The organism is Sphingobacterium haloxyli (genome assembly GCF_002980525.1).
Lineage (GTDB): Bacteria > Bacteroidota > Bacteroidia > Sphingobacteriales > Sphingobacteriaceae > Sphingobacterium > Sphingobacterium haloxyli.
Map to the genome: position 1 here is coordinate 74410 of NZ_PVBQ01000002.1, position 22238 is coordinate 96647.

24 protein-coding genes are annotated in these 22238 nt (G+C 41.6%); 14 read left to right on the top strand and 10 right to left on the bottom strand.

Annotated features, from left to right (window positions below):
* Positions 1 to 87: 87 nt before the first annotated feature.
* The 3 genes from C5745_RS02245 (at position 88) to C5745_RS02260 (ending at position 2647) form a co-directional block, all read left to right on the top strand.
* On the top strand, positions 88 to 402 hold the full coding sequence (locus C5745_RS02245; RefSeq protein WP_105715351.1) for a rhodanese-like domain-containing protein: 315 nt from the start codon (positions 88 to 90) through the stop codon (positions 400 to 402).
* Between the two features lie 249 nt (positions 403 to 651).
* Positions 652 to 2076 (top strand): Glu/Leu/Phe/Val family dehydrogenase, encoded by a 1425-nt coding sequence (locus C5745_RS02250; RefSeq protein WP_105715352.1) that lies wholly within the window; start codon positions 652 to 654, stop codon positions 2074 to 2076.
* A 358-nt stretch (positions 2077 to 2434) separates the two neighbouring features.
* On the top strand, positions 2435 to 2647 hold the full coding sequence (locus C5745_RS02260) for a DUF6358 family protein (RefSeq protein ID WP_105715353.1): 213 nt from the start codon (positions 2435 to 2437) through the stop codon (positions 2645 to 2647).
* Between the two features lie 39 nt (positions 2648 to 2686).
* Here the strand turns inward: C5745_RS02260 and gcvT are convergent, their stop codons facing one another.
* The 4 genes from gcvT to C5745_RS02280 all read right to left on the bottom strand — a co-directional run bounded on the left by gcvT (position 2687) and on the right by C5745_RS02280 (position 5798).
* Complete coding sequence (gene gcvT, locus C5745_RS02265; protein WP_105715354.1) at positions 2687 to 3769, bottom strand: glycine cleavage system aminomethyltransferase GcvT; 1083 nt, start codon at positions 3767 to 3769, stop codon at positions 2687 to 2689.
* 159 nt (positions 3770 to 3928) lie between these two features.
* The gene (locus tag C5745_RS02270; RefSeq protein WP_105715355.1) at positions 3929 to 4606 is read right to left on the bottom strand and encodes a pseudouridine synthase; all 678 of its coding nucleotides are present in this window, start codon (positions 4604 to 4606) and stop codon (positions 3929 to 3931) included.
* Complete coding sequence (locus C5745_RS02275) at positions 4606 to 4977, bottom strand: DUF4359 domain-containing protein (protein WP_105715356.1); 372 nt, start codon at positions 4975 to 4977, stop codon at positions 4606 to 4608. The genes C5745_RS02270 and C5745_RS02275 overlap by 1 nt, the downstream gene beginning before the upstream one ends.
* Positions 4978 to 5066: 89 nt before the next feature.
* Complete coding sequence (locus tag C5745_RS02280; protein WP_105715357.1) at positions 5067 to 5798, bottom strand: SIMPL domain-containing protein; 732 nt, start codon at positions 5796 to 5798, stop codon at positions 5067 to 5069.
* Positions 5799 to 5945: 147 nt separating this feature from the next.
* On the opposite strand from C5745_RS02280, the gene C5745_RS02285 reads away from it, so the two are divergent.
* Positions 5946 to 6137, top strand: coding sequence for a cold-shock protein (locus tag C5745_RS02285; protein WP_093364840.1), 192 nt, complete (start codon positions 5946 to 5948; stop codon positions 6135 to 6137).
* Between the two features lie 129 nt (positions 6138 to 6266).
* On the opposite strand, the gene C5745_RS02290 is transcribed toward C5745_RS02285, so the two are convergent.
* Together C5745_RS02290 and recO are read right to left on the bottom strand one after the other, a co-directional pair.
* Positions 6267 to 6713 carry a DUF805 domain-containing protein gene (locus C5745_RS02290; protein ID WP_105715358.1) on the bottom strand — a complete coding sequence of 149 codons (447 nt, stop codon included), beginning with the start codon at positions 6711 to 6713 and terminating at the stop codon, positions 6267 to 6269.
* An 84-nt stretch (positions 6714 to 6797) separates the two neighbouring features.
* Positions 6798 to 7523: a DNA repair protein RecO gene (gene recO / locus C5745_RS02295; RefSeq protein WP_105715359.1), complete on the bottom strand. Its 726-nt coding sequence runs from the start codon at positions 7521 to 7523 to the stop codon at positions 6798 to 6800.
* A 331-nt stretch (positions 7524 to 7854) separates the two neighbouring features.
* On the opposite strand from recO, the gene rpmB reads away from it, so the two are divergent.
* From rpmB to C5745_RS02330, 7 genes are all read left to right on the top strand, one after another.
* The gene (gene rpmB / locus C5745_RS02300) at positions 7855 to 8088 is read left to right on the top strand and encodes a 50S ribosomal protein L28 (protein WP_105715360.1); all 234 of its coding nucleotides are present in this window, start codon (positions 7855 to 7857) and stop codon (positions 8086 to 8088) included.
* Between the two features lie 67 nt (positions 8089 to 8155).
* Positions 8156 to 8338, top strand: coding sequence for a 50S ribosomal protein L33 (gene rpmG, locus C5745_RS02305; protein ID WP_002998409.1), 183 nt, complete (start codon positions 8156 to 8158; stop codon positions 8336 to 8338).
* A 40-nt stretch (positions 8339 to 8378) separates the two neighbouring features.
* Positions 8379 to 8540: a DUF4295 domain-containing protein gene (locus C5745_RS02310; protein WP_105715361.1), complete on the top strand. Its 162-nt coding sequence runs from the start codon at positions 8379 to 8381 to the stop codon at positions 8538 to 8540.
* Positions 8541 to 8650: 110 nt separating this feature from the next.
* Positions 8651 to 9613 (top strand): signal recognition particle-docking protein FtsY, encoded by a 963-nt coding sequence (gene ftsY / locus C5745_RS02315; RefSeq protein ID WP_105715362.1) that lies wholly within the window; start codon positions 8651 to 8653, stop codon positions 9611 to 9613.
* A 56-nt stretch (positions 9614 to 9669) separates the two neighbouring features.
* Positions 9670 to 11004, top strand: coding sequence for a 30S ribosomal protein S12 methylthiotransferase RimO (gene rimO, locus C5745_RS02320; RefSeq protein ID WP_105715363.1), 1335 nt, complete (start codon positions 9670 to 9672; stop codon positions 11002 to 11004).
* A 147-nt stretch (positions 11005 to 11151) separates the two neighbouring features.
* Entirely contained in the window at positions 11152 to 12741 is a 1590-nt protein-coding gene (gene bshC / locus C5745_RS02325) for a bacillithiol biosynthesis cysteine-adding enzyme BshC (RefSeq protein WP_105715364.1), read from the top strand.
* An 8-nt stretch (positions 12742 to 12749) separates the two neighbouring features.
* Positions 12750 to 13367: a Crp/Fnr family transcriptional regulator gene (locus C5745_RS02330; protein WP_105715365.1), complete on the top strand. Its 618-nt coding sequence runs from the start codon at positions 12750 to 12752 to the stop codon at positions 13365 to 13367.
* Here the strand turns inward: C5745_RS02330 and ctlX are convergent.
* Both ctlX and C5745_RS02340 read right to left on the bottom strand, forming a co-directional pair.
* The gene (ctlX, locus tag C5745_RS02335) at positions 13361 to 14272 is read right to left on the bottom strand and encodes a citrulline utilization hydrolase CtlX (protein WP_105715366.1); all 912 of its coding nucleotides are present in this window, start codon (positions 14270 to 14272) and stop codon (positions 13361 to 13363) included. The genes C5745_RS02330 and ctlX overlap by 7 nt on opposite strands.
* A 172-nt stretch (positions 14273 to 14444) precedes the next feature.
* Positions 14445 to 15359 (bottom strand): dimethylarginine dimethylaminohydrolase family protein, encoded by a 915-nt coding sequence (locus C5745_RS02340; protein WP_105715367.1) that lies wholly within the window; start codon positions 15357 to 15359, stop codon positions 14445 to 14447.
* A 334-nt stretch (positions 15360 to 15693) separates the two neighbouring features.
* Here C5745_RS02340 and gcvP point away from each other — a divergent pair, with 334 nt between their 5' ends.
* The 3 genes from gcvP to C5745_RS02355 all read left to right on the top strand — a co-directional run bounded on the left by gcvP (position 15694) and on the right by C5745_RS02355 (position 20298).
* A complete protein-coding gene (gene gcvP / locus C5745_RS02345) occupies positions 15694 to 18567 on the top strand; it encodes an aminomethyl-transferring glycine dehydrogenase (protein ID WP_105715368.1) in 2874 nt (957 codons plus the stop codon).
* 102 nt (positions 18568 to 18669) lie between these two features.
* Positions 18670 to 19416: a 3-keto-disaccharide hydrolase gene (locus C5745_RS02350; protein ID WP_105715369.1), complete on the top strand. Its 747-nt coding sequence runs from the start codon at positions 18670 to 18672 to the stop codon at positions 19414 to 19416.
* Positions 19417 to 19479: 63 nt separating this feature from the next.
* The gene (locus tag C5745_RS02355) at positions 19480 to 20298 is read left to right on the top strand and encodes an N-acetylmuramoyl-L-alanine amidase (RefSeq protein ID WP_105715370.1); all 819 of its coding nucleotides are present in this window, start codon (positions 19480 to 19482) and stop codon (positions 20296 to 20298) included.
* A 12-nt stretch (positions 20299 to 20310) separates the two neighbouring features.
* Here C5745_RS02355 and C5745_RS02360 read toward each other — a convergent pair whose 3' ends face one another.
* Positions 20311 to 21624: a nicotinamide mononucleotide adenylyltransferase gene (locus C5745_RS02360; protein ID WP_105715371.1), complete on the bottom strand. Its 1314-nt coding sequence runs from the start codon at positions 21622 to 21624 to the stop codon at positions 20311 to 20313.
* A gap of 71 nt (positions 21625 to 21695) precedes the next feature.
* A complete protein-coding gene (locus C5745_RS02365) occupies positions 21696 to 22238 on the bottom strand; it encodes an NUDIX hydrolase (RefSeq protein WP_105715372.1) in 543 nt (180 codons plus the stop codon).

Consider the following 22238-nt stretch of genomic DNA (forward strand, 5'->3'; position numbering starts at 1 on the left):
GGTGCGTTTGATAGCATTATATTATGTGCAATTAAATTGCATATAAAAATGAAATTAATTAGGTTTGATAAAGAAAAGTAAAAAGACATGAAAGAAGTAACAGTTCAGGAACTCAAAGAAATGATGGACCGCAATGAGGATTTTCAACTTATTGACGTGCGTGAACCTTTTGAATACGAAGTTTCTAATCTAAATGGCTTAAACATTCCGTTGGCAGGGATCGTAATCGAGTCCGACAAAGTTTCGAAAGACAAGCCCGTCATTATACAATGCCGTAGCGGAAAACGTAGTGCCCAGGCGGTTATGTTATTGGAACAGCAGGGGTTTGATAATTTAGCCAATTTGACAGGCGGTATTCTAGCTTGGAAAGAAGAAATTGATCCAGAAATGGATGTTTATTAAAGGCTTCTAGCAACAATTGTAAAAAGGAGAGGATAATCTCCTTTTTTATTTTTTCAAGAAAGTTGCTTCTTTTTAAATAAAATTGCGAGCAGACATTGTTGTTTTTATATAACGAAAAACAAAAAGCAGATTCCAACAAGAAAAACGTAAATATTTAATGCTGTTCGTATTTTGTGCTTAACTCCACCAAAGTTTATTAATTTTAAAGCATAAAACAATAACCAACATAAATATATAAATAAGCATGTTATGGGTATAACGAATACAGCAAATAACAGTTTCTTTGAAAGCGTTCAACGGAATTTTGACAAGGCCGCTCAGTTCACACGATTTGATCAGGGTATAATAGCCCAGATTAAAGCCTGTAATTCTATTCTTCGAGTAAAATTTCCCGTCAAGATCGGCGACAGTATTGAAGTCATCGAAGCTTATAGGGTGCAGCATTCCCACCATAAGCTTCCTTGTAAAGGGGGAATTCGCTTCAGCATGGAAGTGGATCAAGAAGAGGTAATGGCATTGGCTGCGCTCATGACATACAAATGTGCTATTGTAAACGTTCCTTTTGGTGGAGGAAAAGGCGGGATAAAAATCGATTCGCGTAAATATACTGCTTTTGAGTTGGAGAAGATAACGCGTCGGTATACATCAGAATTATGCAAGAAGAACTTTATCGGTCCGGGCATCGATGTTCCTGCACCAGATTACGGTACGGGGGCTCGTGAAATGAGCTGGATTGTAGATACGTACTCCTCGCTTAATCCTACAGATATAAATGCGCAGGCCTGCGTTACAGGTAAACCTCTTTCGCAAGGGGGTGTACATGGCCGGACAGAAGCAACCGGTTTGGGCGTATTTTTCGGAATACGTGAGGCATGTGCGTTTCAAGAGGACATGGAGAAGCTGGGCCTTACGCCAGGTATTGCGGGCAAGCGGGTCATTGTTCAGGGCTTGGGAAATGTAGGTTATCATGCTGCCAAGTATTTTCAGGAAGCAGGCGCAAAATTAGTCGGACTAATCGAATATAACGGCGCTATCTATGACGAAAATGGACTGGATGTTGACCAGGTACAGGCCCATAGGCAGACGACAGGAGGGATTCTTAATTATCCGGGAGCAATTAACTTTTCAGATCCCGCAGAAGGATTGGAGCAGGCCTGTGACATTCTTATTCCTGCCGCTTTGGAGAGTGTTATTCATAAAGATAATGCGGAGCGAATCCAAGCTAGAATTATTGGTGAAGCGGCTAACGGCCCCTTGACATCAGAAGCAGACACAATTTTGAACAGAAAGGGCGTTTTGGTTATTCCGGATATTTATTTGAATGCTGGAGGGGTAACAGTATCCTACTTTGAGTGGTTGAAAAACCTAAGCCATGTTCGTTACGGACGTCTTGAAAAACGTTTTAGTGAGAATATGTATAACGAGCTAATTGACATTATCGAATCTACAACAGGAAAACGGGTGTCTGATCTGGAGCGGAAAATGGTTCTGCGGGGACCCAGTGAAATAGATCTTGTTCACTCTGGATTAGAGGATACAATGGTAGACTCCTATCGCGAAATTCGCGAAATTTATAGAAACCGAGAGGGGGTAGAGGATTTGCGGACCGCGGCTTTTATCTGCGCTATCGACAAGATAGGTGTTGCATACGAGCAGTTAGGTATATTCCCTTAATGTATTTGTAGAGGCGCAATACATTGCGTCTCTACTAGATTATGTATTTTTGCGGGATGAAGAATCTCATTCATCAGACCCAGCAAGCATTTTATTTTAGCTTAGGTTTCTACATTCTAGCATTTATATTGTGGATGTTGAATTTTTCCTTGGCTCACATTTTGATAAGCATCGCATTGCTATTATCCTTGCTATGGACCTTTTTGGTTTTGCGGGAAATTATGCTCTCTGTAAAATTGACGAATACAGAGCGATTATTGTTAATCATTTTTATCATCTTTGGTAACATCATAGCCGGAGCAGTCTATTTTTTCTTTCTGCGTGAAAAGGTGATCGGGAAGGCTGTTAAAAAATAAACATGACAAAGTATTTTATTTTAAATATTGTTTTAAATCTTGCCATTGCGTTTTTGGTGTATAGTGGTATCATGTCCTTTCAAACGGGTAACCATCTATTTTTATTCATATCCATAGCCCTCCTGGTTGTATTGATTTACCTGAAGGTGGTCTTGTTAAAAGGGGTGAAGAAAAGCGTACGGGAGGGGAAGCAGCAGCTGAAAAGAAAGAAGTAGAGACGCGAACTGCCGCATCTCTACCGATATTTTATGCCCCTATTTCACAAAAGGCGGTTTTTTCACGCGGGCCTTTACCGCTTGATTTCGGATCGAAATGTATATCTCGGTTCCTTCTTTTGCGAAGGCTGTGTCGACATAACCGAGACCAATAGACTTTTTTAACGTCGGCGATTGTGTGCCCGATGTGACGCGTCCAATTTTATTGCCTTCCGCATCGACGATTTCATAATCGTGGCGAGGAATACCACGCTCAAGCATTTCAAAGCCGATTAGCTTCTGCGATACACCACTTTCTTTTTCGGCTCTTAAATTCTCACTGTTTACAAAGTCGCTTGTAAATTTTGTCACCCAGCCAAGTCCAGCAGCCAATGGGGAAGTGTTGTCGTCAATGTCGTTTCCATAGAGGCAGAATCCCATTTCCAAACGTAGTGTGTCCCGGGCTCCGAGACCGATTGGTTTGATGCCATATGCTGCTCCGGCTTCGAATACGCCATCCCATACTTTCTTAGCGTCCTCATTGGCAACGTATATTTCAAATCCACCGGCGCCGGTATAACCTGTCGCCGATACCAGCACGTTAGCTACGCCTGCAAATGTGCCTTTTTTGAAGGTATAATACGCCATCTCTGCTAATTCGATATCGGTGAGGGATTGTAATGCTTCGGCTGCTTTCGGACCCTGAACAGCAAATAACGACGTTTTGTCCGAAATATCCTTCATTTCCACCCCATACGTGTTATATTTACTGATCCAGTTCCAGTCTTTCTCTATATTGGACGCATTTACAACTAATAAGTAGGTCTGTTCATCGATGCGGTAAGTTAGAAAATCGTCTACAATTCCGCCCGTTTCATTCGGTATATACGCGTATTGAATCTTGCCGTCGTATAGCTTAGAAACGTCATTGGAAGATATCTTTTGGATTAAATCTATCGCTTTTTCACCTTTTAGGATAAATTCACCCATGTGACTTACATCGAAGACACCCACTGCGGTGCGTACGGTTTCGTGCTCATCGTTGATTCCTGAATATTGAACGGGCATGTTGAACCCGGCAAAAGGCACCATTTTAGCACCAAGCGCTATATGATGCTCGGCTAACGCAACGTTTTTAATCATGATAATCTAAATTTTTCCAAACCTAACGAAATTCATTTTTATATACAATATAATCGCATCTGTATATAAAATGAATTAAGTGAGCTTTCCTTTGCCATTCAACGCCTGAATATTCGGTTATTTTCAATTCACGAAACGATTTACCCTATCGCTTTGTTTTCATAAATCCAAAATTTGTCGTACACGGGTAAATTCTGAAAGCGTAGGCGCTTCAATATTGATTTCTTGCTGAGTCCGCGGATGCAGAAAGGCTAGTCCTTGCGCATGGAGCATCATGGTGTCCATGGAAAACTGCTCTTTCCAAAGCTTGTTTTGCTTATTGCAGCCATGAGGTCTATCGCCTAAGATGGGGTGGAAGATATGGGCGAGGTGTTTACGAATCTGGTGCATCCGGCCCGTCTCCGGTCTGACTTCAACCAGTGAGTAGCGAGAAGTAGCGTGTCTGCCAAAAGGGAGATCAATCTCCGCGCGGGATAACGTTCGGTAGTGTGTAATGGCGTCCTGTAGGGAGCTGTTTTCCTTACGGAGGGGATAATCAATTGTTCCTTGATCATCGGTGTAGCCTCGTACTATGGCCCAGTATGTTTTGGCGACATTTTTATTAGCAAAGAGTTGTTGTGTGAGCGAGTCCATTTCCTTGTTTCGTGCGAAGAGCAGAATACCGCCAGTCTTACGATCTAAACGATGAACAGGGTATACCATTTGCTGCAGCTGATCCCGCAGGAGCTGTAGGGCAAATTCGGAGGCATCCACAGCAATGGATGACCGATGTACCAACAGTCCATGTGGTTTATTAATGGCAATTAGATCTTCGTCGTTGTAAAGGATGTCCAACATTATAATCCCTCTTTTATCATTTTGGCTATTTCCGCAGCTTTTTCATCTATCTTCGGGCTAAGCCAGATGGTGCCGAAGGCTCCTCCGCCAATCGTATTGTCTTGATGGCCTACACGGATTTTCGTGAGGGAAAAAAGATAGTAATTCTCAACGCTTACATGGTTCTGCATAAATTGGTCGATTAACGTATTTCCAAAAAGCTGTATGCCAAAATCCACTACCTGTTCGTTTTGTTTGCCCGCCTGTTGTTTAAGAAGCATTATAGCTTTTTCCCGCACTATTTTTTCGTGTTGCTCCTGTTTGGGGTTGCTGAAGAAAGCTATCAGCATGAACACAATCATGCTGACGGCGAATATTCTTGTCTTACTCATTAAAGGACAAAAGTAGCGATTAGTGTGTAATGATTTCCACTTCGTTCCGGTTTTGGTTCTTTTTTGAGGTAAAAAAGAACTATAAAAAACTATAATAACTCAAAGATACCATCGATGTTACAGGTAAGCTTAATGGGGCGCACGTTGATGTCAAGATTTTCTCCCATACCTGCCGAAGTAGCATCTGCCATTTCCGCCTTTGCCGACATCGCATACATACGCGGAGTCGGTAAAATATCGTTCCAGCCAAATGAGCTGTTGTCATTAATGGCAAGTACCTTTCCGATTTTATCGCCAGTCGCGGTAGCAATAATCTCTGCGTTGGTACGTGCATCCTGTACTGCAGCCACTTTCAACTCTTTCTCGATCTGTCGCTTTTGGGAGTGATCGTAACCATTTATTGAAGTGTTCTGTATGCCTTTAGGGTCTACTTGATCCAGCATGGTGTTCAATCCATTGAGGTTGGACACTTTGATCCTATATTGTTTCGCTTGCAGCAATTGCTTGTTTTCTTTTTTCTTAGAACTATCATAATTGTAACTGTAGATATTTTGGATATTGAAATCGTCTTTTTTAACACCGATCGCCAACGCAGCATCGTAAAGTTGCTTTTCCAGTGTTTCTATATCGACTTTATTTTTGGTGTTGCCATCGACAAAATATTCTCTTAACGAAATGGAAATATACACAATATCAGGTGTTACCTCTTTTTCAGCATATCCTCTCGTGGAGACTCTTCTGCTGGATTCGAAATTATTCGTTTGCGCATTGGACATGGATACCATACAGATAGCTAAGATTAAAACGGTTATTTTTTTCATTTTATTTGTTTTTATTGTTACTATTACAAAATTGTATGCGTATTGTTTGACGGAACAAGCTTCATTTCGTTTAAAATTCAAAATAAATAAAGAGACATTAAAAATAAATTTCTACCTTTAGAAACAATACATAATAATAATACAATAATGCAAGAAGGCGTAGTAAAATTCTTTAATGAAACCAAAGGTTTCGGTTTCATTATCCCTAACTCTGGCGAGAGTGAAATTTTTGTTCACGTGTCAGGATTAGTAGACAAAGTCCGTGAGAACGACCATGTATCTTACGAAGTAGAACAAGGCCGTAAAGGTCTTAATGCGGTAAATGTAAAGCTTATCTAATTTAGATTTCAAATATATTTATTGTGAAGGGCTGTTTTCCGAAGAGGAAAACAGCTTCTTTTTTATAACCTATTTGGGATTATAGCAAAAGCCAGACACTATTTTTCATTTCTAGGTCTGGCTTTCTGTTTACGCATCGGAGTCGTTCCGAAATGTGCCGCCGCCTGGCGTCGGCGGGAAGTTACCAAATGGATTGGCACTATCACCACTTTCTTTTGGATCCGGCCCAAATTCGTTAGGCCCGTTGTCTCCCTCTTTTATCATTAGATACAGAAAGTACAAATTGATAAGCGGGATAAAGGCGAAAATAATGTACCATGTGGGACAACCTGTATCGTGAAGACGGCGTACACCTACAGCCAGGCTGGGGATGAGGAGTCCAAGAGAAACAAGACCCACGACAATATATACCAGACCGCCCAAAACAGAGCTGATATAAGCAAGGATGCCCGCCACGATACTGAGCGCAACATAAATTAGCCAAGAAAATAGAACGAATAACCAGAATTCCTTTCTGCGCGCTCGGCCATCGAAATTAGCATAGTTTTCTTTTAATGTTTTCAGAAACCAGTCCATAACAGTAGATTTAAATTAAAGTAAATAAGTAAACAAATTTTATTGCCATGTTAAAAATACCAATAAAAAAGTTACATAGTACTTTTACGTGAATATTTCTTCCAAAATGTATAGTGAGTTTACCTGCCCAAAGTTCTCCGTATGGAGTCTGTAGAACACCAGCACTTTCTCTATCAGGTGTTTTCTATCATCTTTATTCATTCTAATGCGATGTGCGTCTCCGAAATCAGTTTGGAGCAATTGGAGAAAAAGGGATGTATGTGGTTCCTGTAAAACGTGGCCATGTGCGGGAAGGTTCTTGCCAAATACACCTTCTAAAAGGTCAAAATAGGGATGTTTCTGATTATGATGGTGCAAAGGCAAAAAACCGAGAAATCGGCTCAATTTAATCAAGAATATTAAGTGAAAATTTGCGAGGCGTTCATCCGTTTCATCTAGCCATATAATCGACTGCTGTATGAAGTTAAAGAGATAAGCATCCGGCGATTGGTGATGAAGAACTTTATATAGTATCTCGTTTAGAAATAGCGCAATGGAAGATTTTGTGATATCCATGGGGATTTCTTTCAATACGGGGCGGGGATGTACCTCTTTGATACGCTGGAGGCCGTTACTTTCCTTATGATAGACAACAAGGTCTAGAAGATGCAAAGGTTGGAAGAGGTTCGCTGGAATCCGCGCTTTAGGTTTTCTCGCACCGTTTATAAGATAGGACTGCATGCCAAACGTCTGCGTAAAGATATGGGCGACGATACTGTTATCTGCATAGTTGGTCGTCTTGAGAGCAATTCCGTGCGTTTTGTGAAGCATGTTGTGTCTAAAAGGACAAACCTAAATAAATTCATTTTTATATGCAATCTAACTGCGCATTATATAAAATGAATTATTCATATTCGTATGCTTCCAAAAGGCATTCATGAGCACTACGTGGTTTATTTCGCTCTCCTCTGCCTTTGAAGCCTTATTTTATAGAGGAAATATACAAAAAGGAAAGGCTTCCCCTTATCTTTAAATATAATGTGAATTGTGGAAAACTTTAAAAATATTAATTCATTACTTGCATTTCACAAAAGAAATATGGATATTTGCAAACTCTTTGTGAAAAGAGCGATTGGAGAAACAACATTAAAAATCAAATATCATGTCAAGAATTTGTGATTTAACAGGCAAGGCGGCATTAACAGGAAATAACGTTTCGCACTCAAACGTTAAAACTAAACGTAAGTTTTATCCTAACTTACAAACTAAACGTTTTTATATTCCAGAGGAAGATCGTTGGATTACGCTAAAAGTATCTACTTCGGCTATCAAGACGATTAATAAAAAGGGAATTACAGCAGTAATTGATACATTTATCAAAAAAGGATTTATTTAATCGTTACCGCCTGTTATCAAAAATATTCATGAAATCTAATCCCTAGGGATTAAAATAAAGTAAAACAATGGCAAAAAAGGGAAATAGAGTACAAGTAATCTTAGAGTGTACCGAGCACAAAGAAAGTGGTCTTCCGGGAATGTCTCGCTATATCACCACAAAGAACAAAAAAAATACTACAGAGCGATTGGAATTGAAGAAATTCAATCCTGTGCTTAGAAAAGTAACTGTTCATAAAGAAATTAAGTAATTAACGCGTAGAGCATTAGCTCACTTAAAAATATAAGACAATGGCAAAGAAATCGGTTGCATCGTTACAAAAAGGAGGCGGTAAGGAATTTACCAAAGTTGTCGTAACTACTAAGTCTGCCAAAACGGGAGCTTATACCTTTAAAGAAGGTATGGTTCACAACGACAAGGTGAAAGATTTTGTAGCAGAAGCTGCTAAATAAGTTGCACAACAGCTATTCCTTTTTAAAGTTTTCTTTAAAAAATAAGAGAAGCCGTTTTGGTATTTACCGAAAGGGCTTTTTTTGTATATTTACCTTTTACTTTTTTCTCCATGGGATTATTTGATTTTTTTAAAAAGAAGCAGGAAACAGCAGAGGCACAAGAAGCTTTAGATAAAGGTTTGGAAAAAACCAAGGAAGGTTTTCTTTCAAAAATAACCAAAGCAGTTGTCGGAAAATCCACTGTCGATGATGAAGTTTTAGACAATCTCGAAGAGGTGCTTGTGATGTCCGACGTCGGGGTAACGACAACCTTGAAGATTGTTGACCGTATTCAACAACGTGTTGCACGTGATAAATATGTGGGCACAGACGATTTAAATCGCTTGCTTAAAGAGGAGATACAAGCACTATTAGCGGAAAACAACAGTAACGACTTCGAAACTTTTGAGTACGGTACCCACAAACCCTATGTAATTATGGTTGTAGGTGTAAATGGTGTAGGCAAGACGACCACCATCGGTAAGCTTGCCCATCAATTGAAAGAAGCGGGAAATAAAGTTGTTTTAGGCGCAGCAGATACCTTTCGTGCAGCTGCGGTGGATCAAATCAAACTATGGGGAGAACGTGTTGACGTACGTGTGGTAGCCCAGCCCATGGGATCCGATCCAGCGTCGGTAGCGTATGATACTGTTAAATCAGCTGTTGCGAACGGCGATGATGTGGCTATCATAGATACAGCTGGACGTTTGCATAACAAAGTTGGTCTGATGAACGAGTTGACCAAGATTAAAAACGTGATGCAAAAAGTCATACCGGGTGCTCCCCATGAAATCTTATTGGTACTGGATGCCTCAACGGGGCAAAATGCCATCGAGCAAGCCACACAGTTTACGCAAGCGACAGACGTCAATGCTTTAGCGCTAACGAAATTGGACGGCACAGCAAAAGGGGGGGTAGTTATCGGTATTTCAGACCAATTTAGAATTCCGGTCAAATATATCGGTGTGGGTGAGAAGATTGGCGATTTGCAGCTATTTAATAAAAAAGATTTCGTCGATTCGTTGTTTAAATAGTTTCCTTTTATACAATAGTCCTCGATGGCACATTCTTGTCATCATAATGAACAGCAATGAGAACAAAAAATAGCAAGGTTGCTCCTCAAGTGAGTAAACCAAGGGTGAATGTCGTGACGTTGGGATGCTCTAAGAATATCCATGATTCTGAAGTATTAATGGGGCAGCTGAAAGGCAACCAAATGGAAGTTGTGCACGAGGCTGCCAACATACAGGAAAGTGATATCGTTGTCATCAATACCTGTGGTTTTATTGACAATGCAAAGCAAGAATCTATTGATACTATTTTGCAATATTCGGCTTTAAAGGAAGAGGGAAAGATAAATAAGGTTATTGTGACCGGTTGTTTATCTGAGCGGTACAAACCAGAACTTCAATCTGAAATTTCGAATGTTGATGCTTATTTCGGAACAAACGATCTACCAGAATTGCTGACGACAATTGGAGCAGATTATCGTCATGAATTGTTAGGAGAGCGTTTACTGTCCACACCTTCTCATTTTTCGTATTTCAAAATCGCAGAAGGATGTAATCGACCCTGTTCGTTTTGCGCCATCCCACTTATGCGGGGTAAACATGTGTCCAAGTCTATCGACGATTTAGTGAAAGAGGCCAAGTTCTTAGCTTCCAACGGAACGAAAGAATTGATACTCATCGCGCAGGATCTAACGTACTATGGGTTGGATATTTATGGAAAGCGTAATTTGGCTGATTTATTACGCCATTTATCGGATGTCGAAGGTATCGAATGGATTCGACTGCAATATGCTTATCCATCGGGTTTTCCAATGGATATTTTAGATGTAATAAAGGAGCGCTCGAATATCTGCAATTACCTTGATATGCCCCTACAGCACATTTCTGATGCCATGTTGAAATCGATGCGTCGAGGAACGACGAAGCAAAAGCAAATCGACCTTGTTAATCAAATTCGTGATAGCGTGCCCGATATTGCCTTGCGTACAACCTTAATATGCGGTTATCCGGGAGAAACGGAGCAGGACTTCAATGAAATGTTGACGTGGGTAGAAGAAACCCGGTTTGATCGTTTAGGTTGTTTTACGTATTCTCACGAGGAAAAGACACATGCCCATACGCTAGTAGATGATGTATCCCAAGAGGAGAAAGAGTCGCGTGTCGACCAAATCATGGAGGTACAACAAGGTATTTCCTACGAAAAAAATCAAGAAAAAATCGGACAAACGTTTAAGGTACTCATTGACCGCCTGGACGGTGATTACTTCATTGGCCGCACGGAATATGATTCACCGGAGGTGGATAACGAAGTGGTGCTGGATGCGAAGACAGATTATGCGCGTATCGGAGATTTCGTTCAAGTAAAAGTAGAACGGGCAGAGGATTTTGATTTATACGGGCAAGTGCTTAAATAGATCGCTGACCGCATTTTGGATCGTAGCATGAATGTCTTTCGTCAAACGTTTGCTATAATTTCGGTCTCCGCGTGGCACCTTCGTTCAAAAATATGTAAATTGTCCGCTCAATCCGTAGATACTACGAGACGATACGAACTGCGTTAGATGAAAGCAACATATATTGATTACAGCGACACCGGTAGTTTTTCAGATACATTATTAGCCTACCTCGCAAACGACGAGCAATTGCGACCTTTTTACGGGCAACCACCGACGCGGGAAGGATTTCGGCAACAGATCGCCGAGAAGCAAAACTTTCCGCATAGAAATTTATTAACGACAACCCTTCGTGAGCAATACGGCCCGCTTTTAGCACAATCGCCGGAAGTGGAAGCTAACATCACCTTGCTGGGAGATAAAAAGACTTTTACGGTTACGACGGGGCATCAACTCAATATATTTACCGGCCCACTTTATTTTATTTTTAAGATTGTTACCGCGATACGGTTGGCGAAAGATTTAAAAGAAGCGTACCCTGAGTGTTCTTTCGTGCCGGTGTATTGGATGGCAACCGAAGACCACGATTTTGCCGAAATAAATAACACTAAAGTATTCGGGAAGAAGATAATATGGGACACGCCAACGGTTTCCGCTACGGGACGGATGCCCACACAAGACATTGCCGACACCGTCAAACAATATTGCGGCACCTTCGGCTTATCTGTCAACGCGGATAAGCTAAAAAGGATAGTCGAGGATGCCTACCTCCAAAACCGGTCTCTTGCGGCAGCTACTCGGTACATGGTCAATGAACTGTTCAAACCGTACGGACTGGTGGTTATTGACGCGGATAGCCAAGACTTTAAGAAAATTTTCGCGCCGATTATAGCACGGGATATTTTTGATGAAAATAGCTTTAAAGCTATTGAAGATACCTCTAGAAATCTCGAGAAATTAGGTTACCATACCCAAGTGCACGCGCGGGAAATCAACTTCTTTTACCTAACGGATGAATTTCGGGAGCGTATCGTGCGTAGGGAAGATGGTCGATTTGAAGTGTTGCATCGAGAGCTTTATTTTTCGGAAGAGGAGATGCGGACGGAAATAGAGCAATATCCCGAACGTTTTAGTCCGAATGTCGTTATGCGACCGTTATATCAAGAACTTATCCTACCGAATTTGGCTTATATCGGTGGAGGAGCGGAGATTGTGTATTGGCTGCAATTGAAGGCCAACTTCGATTACTATCAAGTGCCGTTCCCTATTCTTGTTCCACGTAACTCGGCCATGATCACAGATGATAATGTCGCGGGAAAAATTTTTCGTTTGGACTTGACTTTCAAAAGTATATTTAAATCAACAGAGGTGTTAAAGAATGAGTATGTCCGTCGCCATACCAAACATCGGTTGAACCTGCGTGACGAGTGGATGGAGTTCAATGCTATTTTTGGAAAGATTAAACTGCGTGCGCATAAAATCGACCCCAGCTTGGGCCCGAGCACAGAAGCAGTGAAAGCACGCTTAAAAAAAGCGGTTAATAATTTAGAGAAGAAGCTGCTGAAAGCCGACAAGCATAACCATGAGGACGCACTTGTACAGATAGAGCGTGTAAAAGACAAGCTATTTCCGGATGGCGGACTACAAGAGCGTACGGAGAACTTTGCATCTTTATATTTGAAACACGGTGATGATCTCATTCGGGAATTGGAAAGGCACTTTAACCCGCTCGAGTTTAAATTTACGATTTTATATTAAAGGCTTCTATGGAGTTCAATTGGCGAGAAAGTAATTTTTTTAAATATTATAGCGAGAAAGCTGAGCTTTCCGAAGAGGTCTTTGAACAACTAGGGCCGTACTTTTCGTTTAGGGAGATTTCCCATAATCAGTATTTGCTCAGTGCAGGAGAATTGAGTCGCTATGCCTTTTTTGTGGAATCGGGACTATTGCTTTCGTTTTCGTTGGACGAAAAGGGAGGAGAGCATATTTTGCAGTTTGCGCCGGAGAATTGGATTATCTCGGATCGAGCAAGCCAATACTTCAATAAGCCAACCGACTTTTTCATCAAAGCAATCGAACCTTCGATGATTGTTTTCATTCAACCGGAATTTATGGAAAAGGCGTCTCAGTTAAGCCATTCCTTCGCCTGCTTTATGGAGAGCTCGTTACAGCGAAATATCCATATACAGCAACAACGGATAAATTCGCTATTGGCCATGAGTGCCAAGGAACGATATCTGTTGTTTATGGATATGTATCCGAGTTTGCTACAGCGTGTCCCTCAATGGATGATTGCCTCCTATCTTGGTATAACTCCTGAAAGCCTTAGCCGCGTGCGTCGAGAACTACTACTAGAGCAAGGCATAAAAAAGAAAACTCAATAAAACACTTCAGCCAGCATACACCGTGCACTGCCGCCACCACCTCTTTCAATGGTGTTCAGGGGGCTATGTATAATTTGTCCCCAGGAAGACAGCAGCCTTAGCTGTTCTGCTGTAAAGCTGTGATAAGCCTGTGAGCTCATCACAATAAAAGGGTCTCCTGTAATAGACTGTACTTCCAGTATATTGCCTGCAAAAGAATTAACCTGTTGCTCCGATATCTCCACAATTTTCTTTCCGGTTTCTTTTAAGCGATTAACCAGGTTCCTTTTTTCGTATATATTGTCGATGCTGTCGGTACATACGAGGGCGAACCGTGTTCCTACAGACATCATCACATTGGTATGGTAAATGGGCTTGCGCAAACCATCTATTGTTTGGTTGGCTTCAAAAATGAATAATTCATACCCTAGGTCGAGGCAGAATTGATGTGCAATGCCGGCGTCAGCGCGGGGAGACAATGCGCAGTAAGCAATCCGGTTTATGCGATCTAAGATTAGGCTACCTGTTCCCTCTAAAAAGCGATTTTCTTCCTCGAAACCAGTATAATCTATGATAATATCGAACGTCAAGCCATGCTGTTTCAACGCTTCCAGATAACCCAATTTTCGTTCCCGCCGTCTGTTTTCAGCAAACATCGGATAGAAAATTGCTGTTTGTTTATGGAATGAAATACAGTTGTTTGGAAAAATACTGTCGGGCGTATCATATTCCCCTTCATCCTGTATGACAAGCGTATTTATTTTATGTAGGTTAAGCGTGCTTACAAAATTGTCAAACTCCTTTTGAGCGTGCTGAGCAGAGGAGGATGACGTTAAATCTTCTTGAAAATAATTATTTATGGCAGTCTCTTCGTTTTTCCGAAACTGATAGGGCCGAACTAAAAGTAATGTATCTGTTGTTTGCATACCCACAAAAGATTATTATTTCCACACATGCACTATTCCTTCCTTAACACTTAATGTCGCCTCCAGATATTTGAAGTCTGTAGAAATCTATCCTTAGCATTATCCATTATTTCAAATATCTGCAGCGACGAGATTTTTGTTTCTTTTTGACGGACAAAAAGAAAATAAAAAATTAATCTCGGTATAGTGGAAGAGTGGAGCAGCGCAACAGTCCCTCCTGTTTGCCAATTTCGTGATAAGGAACTTCTTCCACATGAAATCCTTGATTCCTAAGCCAATAGTTGAGTCGATCGAATCGTCGCTCCGTAACCACCGCATCTTCTGAAATAGAAAATATATTGCTATACATTTCATACATTTCGTCTGCTGTTATGGTAAAAATATTTTCCCCTCCGAAAAGCTTGCGGAGATAGAGATAGTCTGCAGGATTCCGGAAACCACCGGGATAAATGATAGCCTTATCTCTGCCAACAGGTTGAAAACAACAGTCTAGATGGAGTGCATTTTCCCGCGGATTAGTCATGGATTTTATAAGGTCAAATTCTTTTACAATTTTGTCAGGAAACATATCCTTCAAAAATTGCACACCTTTCACGTTCGTTCTGGCCGTATTTATAGCCGAGTAATCGTCACCCTTGTAGGTGCCCACAAAGAGGTATTCATTCCAAAGGATGACATCTCCTCCCTCAATGTGTACTTCCTCTGGTGCTTCAATAAGATCCTCTGGAGCGATCTGTTTGACAATATGCTCGATCGCCCGCCATTCTTCCGCACGGTCGGGCAGGATGTTCGCTTTTATAAAGTAGCGGTCTATGACAAAGCCGATATCACGTGAGAATATTTGATTTAAATCGGGAATCAAATCGGGCCGATATACTTTTACTCCATAACGCTCCAATACATCACGAAAGGCGGATATTTCAAAAACCAAGTCCGATTCTACTGGGTACGTACCTGCCACTATATGTTCCAAGGACTTTGGATCATAAGCCTCTTCTATTTTCGGAGCCGGGCCGTTTTGATTAGCGATGCCAAGCACGACCGCTCTTAATCTCCCTGTTTCGTTTGTCACATGAAGTTTTAACATACCTATTCCTGCTAATGTCTTAAAGATAAGTAATTTATCTCACAAAGGTTAATTTTTATATCGAAATACATTATTGATAAGATTCTTGTTAAAAGGTTAATAATTCATAAAAAGAAAGCCGATTTTATTTTGATTTTATTTTGAATATAAGCTTGGGTATAAAAAATACCGCAAACGATTGTTGTGCATATGAAGCTATACCAAGCACGCAGGTCCTATTAATTTCGATGATTAAATCGTATCTTTGCGGTCTCAAAAAGTATATGAAAGTATCGTCCTAAAAAGGTCTAAATAAGATGGTTTAGGACGATCATACGAAAAAGTAAAGCGCAAAATGAGCAACGTATTTTATCAAGAAAAATTTCAGGACCGCCACAACGGCCCGAGGGCAGAAGAGGTGCAAGAAATGTTAGGCTATTTGGGGCTACAATCCTTGGATCAGCTTATCGACCAGGCGATTCCAAGCCAGATTAGGTTAAAGAAGGCGCTAGCCTTGCCAACGGCATTGAGCGAAAAATCATTTTTGGCTAAAATTCAACAAATTGCAGATAAAAATAAAGTATTCAAATCCTATATCGGACAGGGATATTATGATGTTACCGTGCCTGCTGTTATTCAGCGTAACGTACTGGAAAATCCGGGCTGGTATACGCAATATACACCTTATCAAGCAGAGATTGCGCAAGGGCGCTTGCAAGCCTTGTTAAATTTCCAGACAGCGATCGCTGACTTAACAGGACTTGAAATTGCGAATGCGTCGCTATTGGACGAAGCTACCGCTGCTGCTGAAGCGATGTTTATGCTATACAGTGCACGTAAAAATAAAACAGCCAATGTATTCTTGGTAACCCCTAATATTTATCCACAAACATTGGATGTGTTGCAGACAAGAGCCGTGCCTTTTGGTGTTGAGATTCGGGTGGCTGATCTGGAAGAAAAAAACTTGAGCGAAGACATATTCGCAACGCTTATTCAATATCCTGCTGCGGATGGTACAATTAAGGATTACACCGGTTTTACCGCGGCAGCTCACGGAAAAGATATCACGGTATGTGCCATAGCCGATTTAATGTCATTGGCACTACTGACTCCTCCTGGAGAATGGGGAGCTGACGTTGTCGTAGGAAATTCACAGCGTTTTGGTGTTCCGATGGGATTCGGAGGACCACATGCCGCTTTTTTTGCAACGAAAGAAGCGTATAAGCGGAATATTCCCGGACGCATTATTGGTGTTACTTCCGACGTTAGTGGCAATTACGCGTTACGTATGGCGCTGCAAACAAGGGAACAACATATCCGTCGTGACAAGGCCTCTTCCAATATTTGTACAGCACAAGCGTTGTTAGCGATTATGGCATCGTTCTATGCAGTGTACCACGGTCCTCAAGGCATAAAAAATATAGCCAGACGTATTAACGATTTAACTAAGCTATTAGACAAGGCTTTACAGGAGCTCGGTTACGAACAGGTCAACGCTGCGTACTTTGATACCCTACGCATCGCGGTCGGCGATCAGGTTGGCGCGTTGAAATCAGAAGCACTCAACAATGAACTGAATTTCTTTTACCATGACGGAACGGTTGGTATTTCCCTTGATGAAGCCACCACCTTTGAAGACGTCGAAACCATTGTTAGGGTTTTTGCCAAAATTAAAGGAAAATCCTGGAATGATGTTGATCTACGGAGCTTGACAGCGCAATTGGAACCCTCGATTCCTTCGGAAGCCGTACGTACCTCTCCTTACCTTACCCATCCGATTTTTAACAGTTATCACTCCGAGAGTGAAATGCTTCGGTATATCAAATCATTGGAGGCTAAAGATTTATCTTTATGTCACTCCATGATTCCATTGGGCTCTTGTACCATGAAACTCAACGCAACGACCGAAATGCTGCCTTTAACATGGGCACGTTTTGGCGGTCTGCATCCCTTCGCTCCTGTGGATCAGACATCCGGCTATATGCAGCTAATCAACGAGTTGAACGACTGGCTTTCCGAGATTACCGGATTCGCGAAGATGTCGTTTCAGCCAAATTCGGGAGCCCAAGGCGAATATGCGGGACTGATGGTGATACACGCCTATCATGAAAGCCGTGGCGAGGGACATCGTAATATTTGTTTGATTCCTGCTTCAGCACATGGCACAAACCCAGCTTCTGCGTCTATGGCAGGCTTAAAAGTTGTGGTTGTAAAATGCGATGTCTATGGCAACATCGACGTAGCGGACCTTCGGACGAAAGCAGAAGAACACGCCGCAAATTTAAATTCCTTGATGGTAACTTATCCTTCAACGCATGGAGTGTTCGAAGAATCGATTATCGAAATATGTGAAATTATTCACCAAAACGGTGGACAGGTATATATGGACGGTGCAAATATGAATGCACAGGTAGGTTTGACCAGTCCCGGTTTTATTGGGGCGGACGTATGTCACTTAAACTTACATAAGACCTTCTGTATTCCGCATGGTGGCGGTGGCCCCGGTATGGGACCAATTGGTGTCGCGGCGCATTTGGTGCCGTTCCTGCCGAATCACGAGGTGGTAGAAATATCGGGAGAGCAAGGTATTTCTGCTGTTTCTGCTGCGCCTTTTGGGTCGGCGTCCATCTTAACTATTTCGTATGCATATATTGCAATGATGGGAGGAGATGGGTTGACCGACGCAACCAAAACGGCGATCTTGAATGCAAATTATATCAAAGCGCGTTTGGAAAGCCATTACCCTGTGTTATACGCGGGGGCGAAAGGACGGTGTGCACACGAGATGATACTAGATTGTCGGGCATTCAAGAGCGTTGGCATTGAAGTGAGTGATATCGCTAAACGTTTAATGGATTACGGCTTTCATGCGCCAACGGTATCTTTTCCGGTGGCAGGTACATTGATGGTCGAACCTACCGAATCCGAATCCAAGGCAGAACTAGATCGTTTTTGCGATGCATTGATTGCCATCCGGTCTGAAATTGCTGCGGTAGAAACTGGTGAGATCGATCAGAAGGAAAATGTATTGAAACATGCGCCACATACAGCAGAGATTGTTTCTGCCGATGAATGGAATAGACCTTATAGCCGTCAAACAGCCGCTTATCCACTTTCTTATTTAAAAGTGAATAAATTCTGGCCATCGGTAGGTCGAGTAAACGACTCGCAAGGGGATAGAACATTGATTTGTTCGTGTCCTTCTATAGAAGAATATGTAGAAGCCTAAAGAAGGGATGCTCGCTAGTTGGCGGATAATATGATTTAAAACTCCTGCGATTTTTTAATTGCAGGAGTTTTTTTATTTTAGAGAAAACTTAATCCTTTTATCATGCGCATAAGGAAGAAGCTAACTTTCGTCGGGTTGTTTATTTTATTTGGATTGACGTCCAAAGCGCAGGAAACTCTTTTTGAGTTTGGAAAGCGTAAGGATTTCAATACCTTAATAAGTGGTGGGTCGGAAGCGGAGGCCTTAAAATGGATTGACGTGAATACCGCCGATACAACTTGGTATCAAGATAAGGATATACTCATATGTCGTGGTTTACCGATTGGGGTTGTGCGTTCGGAAAAGATGTATCAGAACTTTATCATGCATGTGGAATGGCGCCACATGGAGAAAGGAGGAAACTCAGGCATCTTTGTTTGGTGTGATGCGAAACCAGAGAAACACAATAGGTTGCCGAGCGGAGTAGAAGTGCAGATGTTGGAGCTGGACTGGGTCAATCAGCATAAGCGAAATGGAGAAACTCCACCTATTGCCTATGTGCATGGTGAGCTTTTCGGAGCCGGGAAAGTTACTACGGAGCCGGATAATCCCAGAGGCGTGCGAAGCAAATCGATTGAGAACAGATGTCTAGGTGTAGGTAAGTGGAATAAATATACGGTGGTTTGTGTAGACGGAACTATTAAACTCGCTGTTAATGGAAAATTTGTAAATGGCGTACGGGAAGCTTCCAAAAGGAAGGGATATATATGCCTTGAATCGGAAGGAGCCCAGATCATGTTTAAGAACCTGCAGATTATCGAATTGGACAGCGGTTATATCCTGCCGGAGCACATCGTAGAGGAACTTTAAGAATTGGAGCATTTATTGCTTGGTGTTGGCAGAATAAGAAAGAATAGGGAGCAAGGAACACATATGAAACAATGGATATTCAACTTGAGCTGCGCCATTCTGCTGTCGTCCTGTGGCGGCGGAAAATACGCGGTAACGGAAAAAATTTATAAAGAGAAGGCGAAAGCCTTTGCGGAAATATATAGAGAGACACCTGTAACCGGTCAACTGGAAAAGGTTATTGTTCCGGAGAAGGAATGGATAGCTTCGGTCAATTTCGGTGTTCGCAAACCAAACTATGTGGTCCTTCACCATACGGCGCAAAATTCTACAGAGCAAACCGTTCGAACTTTCCATAATCAGAAGGCTGGGGTAAGTTCTCATTACGTGATCGGGCGTAATGGAAAAGTTATACAAATGGTGAATGATTTGTACAGAGGGCATCACGCTGGCGTGAGCAGATGGGGCAACGATACAGATCTTAATTCATCATCCATAGGTATAGAGTTGGATAATAATGGGACAACAGACCCTTGGCCCGATGTTCAGATTGATGCTTTGATTAGCTTATTACACTGCCTGAAAGAAACCTACAAAATTCCACAGGCAAATTTTATTGGACATATGGACGTTTCACCAGGAAGGAAGATAGATCCGTCTCGTTTTCCTTGGAAAAAGTTGGCAGAAGCAGGATTTGGATTCTGGTATGACGATAATCTGGAAACACCGCCCGAAAATTTTGATCCGCCATTGGCGTTACGTATTATTGGATATAATATAACAAACATCGATGCTGCGGTAAAAGCATTTAAGGTTCATTATATTCAAGACGGCTCCACTACAGCTGTTTTAAATGAAAGAGAACTGAAAATCCTGTACGCTATTTTTAAGAAGTACCTGTAATCTTTTCTCGGCTTATACCGTTTTCACAAATTTCTCGTCGTAGTTTTCGATATCGACAATATATTTATTTTGTACCAAAAAGTCAAATAGCGGTTTTGCTTCATCGGCAACGGGCATATTCTCGGTTGTGATAATCTCGTTTGTATTCTTATCTAAATAGGGGTAAGCATATAGTTTGACATCTTTACTGAACATGCCGGAGATGTATGAAAGCAACTCGTTGGTATATACGTCTTTGTTGTAGTTTTCCGTATTGAAAATGTTCTTCAAATTGGAGGTGTTGGTTGCGATGCCCACGTGTTTCGGCTTAAATGTTTGGATAAACTCCGCTAAATGGTTATTACGCTGAAAATTCGACACCATGATATTGTTTCCTGTTGAACAAAGGTATTCAGCGCGTTCAGCAAAATACTGAAGATCGTCGTTGGTGATTTGGTTCTCCTCGTCGAGCGCATTACCCATTAAGACCTCAATTAATACCACCGTATCATTTTCTGTAGCACTTGTGTTCTTCTTAAACTGCTCTACGGCGAGGTTGAAAAGATCGAAATTAGGGTTTGATTTCTGCCGATATTTGGTACGTAGAATGATGATATTTTTTTTGTACAGGTAGTCTTTAATCTGCGCCGCATGTGCATCAGGTTTGAATATAGCTGCTTGTGCGAACCCTTTTGCGATGAGATAAAGATTGAGCAGTCGTTCATTAACGTGCTCAAAAACAGGTCCCGATACTTTAACCAAATCGATTTCAACTGATCCGATGGAAAGGTTGTCTACAAGCGATTCAATCATGGTTTGCGGATCCTCTGCATAGTAATATGCTGCGAAGATAAGATTAACGCCTAAGATACCCAATACCTTTGTCTGTAACCGTGAATCGCTATCCAAGAGTCGTATATGAATAACGATATCGTTGACCGGACCACCAACTTCATGTTGAAAACGTATACCGATCCACCCGTGTGGGTCATTGGTTTTGGTGAAATTAAGCGTGGTGACGGTATCGGCAAAAGCAAAGAATTTTTTTGATTTATATTTTTCCCCTTGTAGGCGTTCCGTCAATAAATTAAACTCGTGCGTTAACATCTTATTGACCCGCGTTCGGCTCACATAACGACCGGATTCCTCCACACCGTATATGGCATCACTAAATGCCATATCGTAAGCCGACATCGTTTTTGCAATGGTGCCCGAAGCAGCTCCCACACCAAAAAAGTTACGGGCGACTTCCTGCCCTGCACCAATTTCAGCAAAGGTGCCATAAATATCGGGATTGAGGTTAATTTTTAATGCTTTTCGCTTCGTTTCAAAAATCTCTCTTGCCATGAGTGCAAAGGTACAAAATATTGAATATTATTCGGTGTGAAAGCTGTTTTTAAAAATAAAATTAGGCTTACTTAAAGTAAACCTAATTTTTGAAATGCGTAAAACAGGGCAGAAGCATGCAAAGCTTGGCCTATCTTATTGTCAAAAAGAAATTGTTTGGCCTCTTCGATGCTCATAATCACAACTTCGATATCCTCCGAACTGTCCAACTGTTGTTCTTGAATTTTCTTGCCTCCTTTTAAGACGTACGTATACGTTAAATTTCCACTCGTCGCCGGATTGGCATATAATTCGCAGATATATTCGATGTATTCGAAAATATAGCCCGTCTCTTCTAAAAGCTCGCGCCGGGCTGCCTCTTCTGGCCGCTCGCCGTCATCGACCACACCAGCGGGGAGCTCTACCATGATGTTGTTTGCGCCATGTCTATACTGCCGAACAAACAGGATATGATTGTCTTCGGTAAAGGCAACCATATTCACCCAGGTGGGATATTCCAGCACGTAATATTCCTCTTTGATATTTCCGTTTGGAAGCTGTAATTTATCAACACGCAAAGTAGCCCATGGACGTTGGATAATATACTTTGAATCTAATAAGGTCCATTTCTCCAT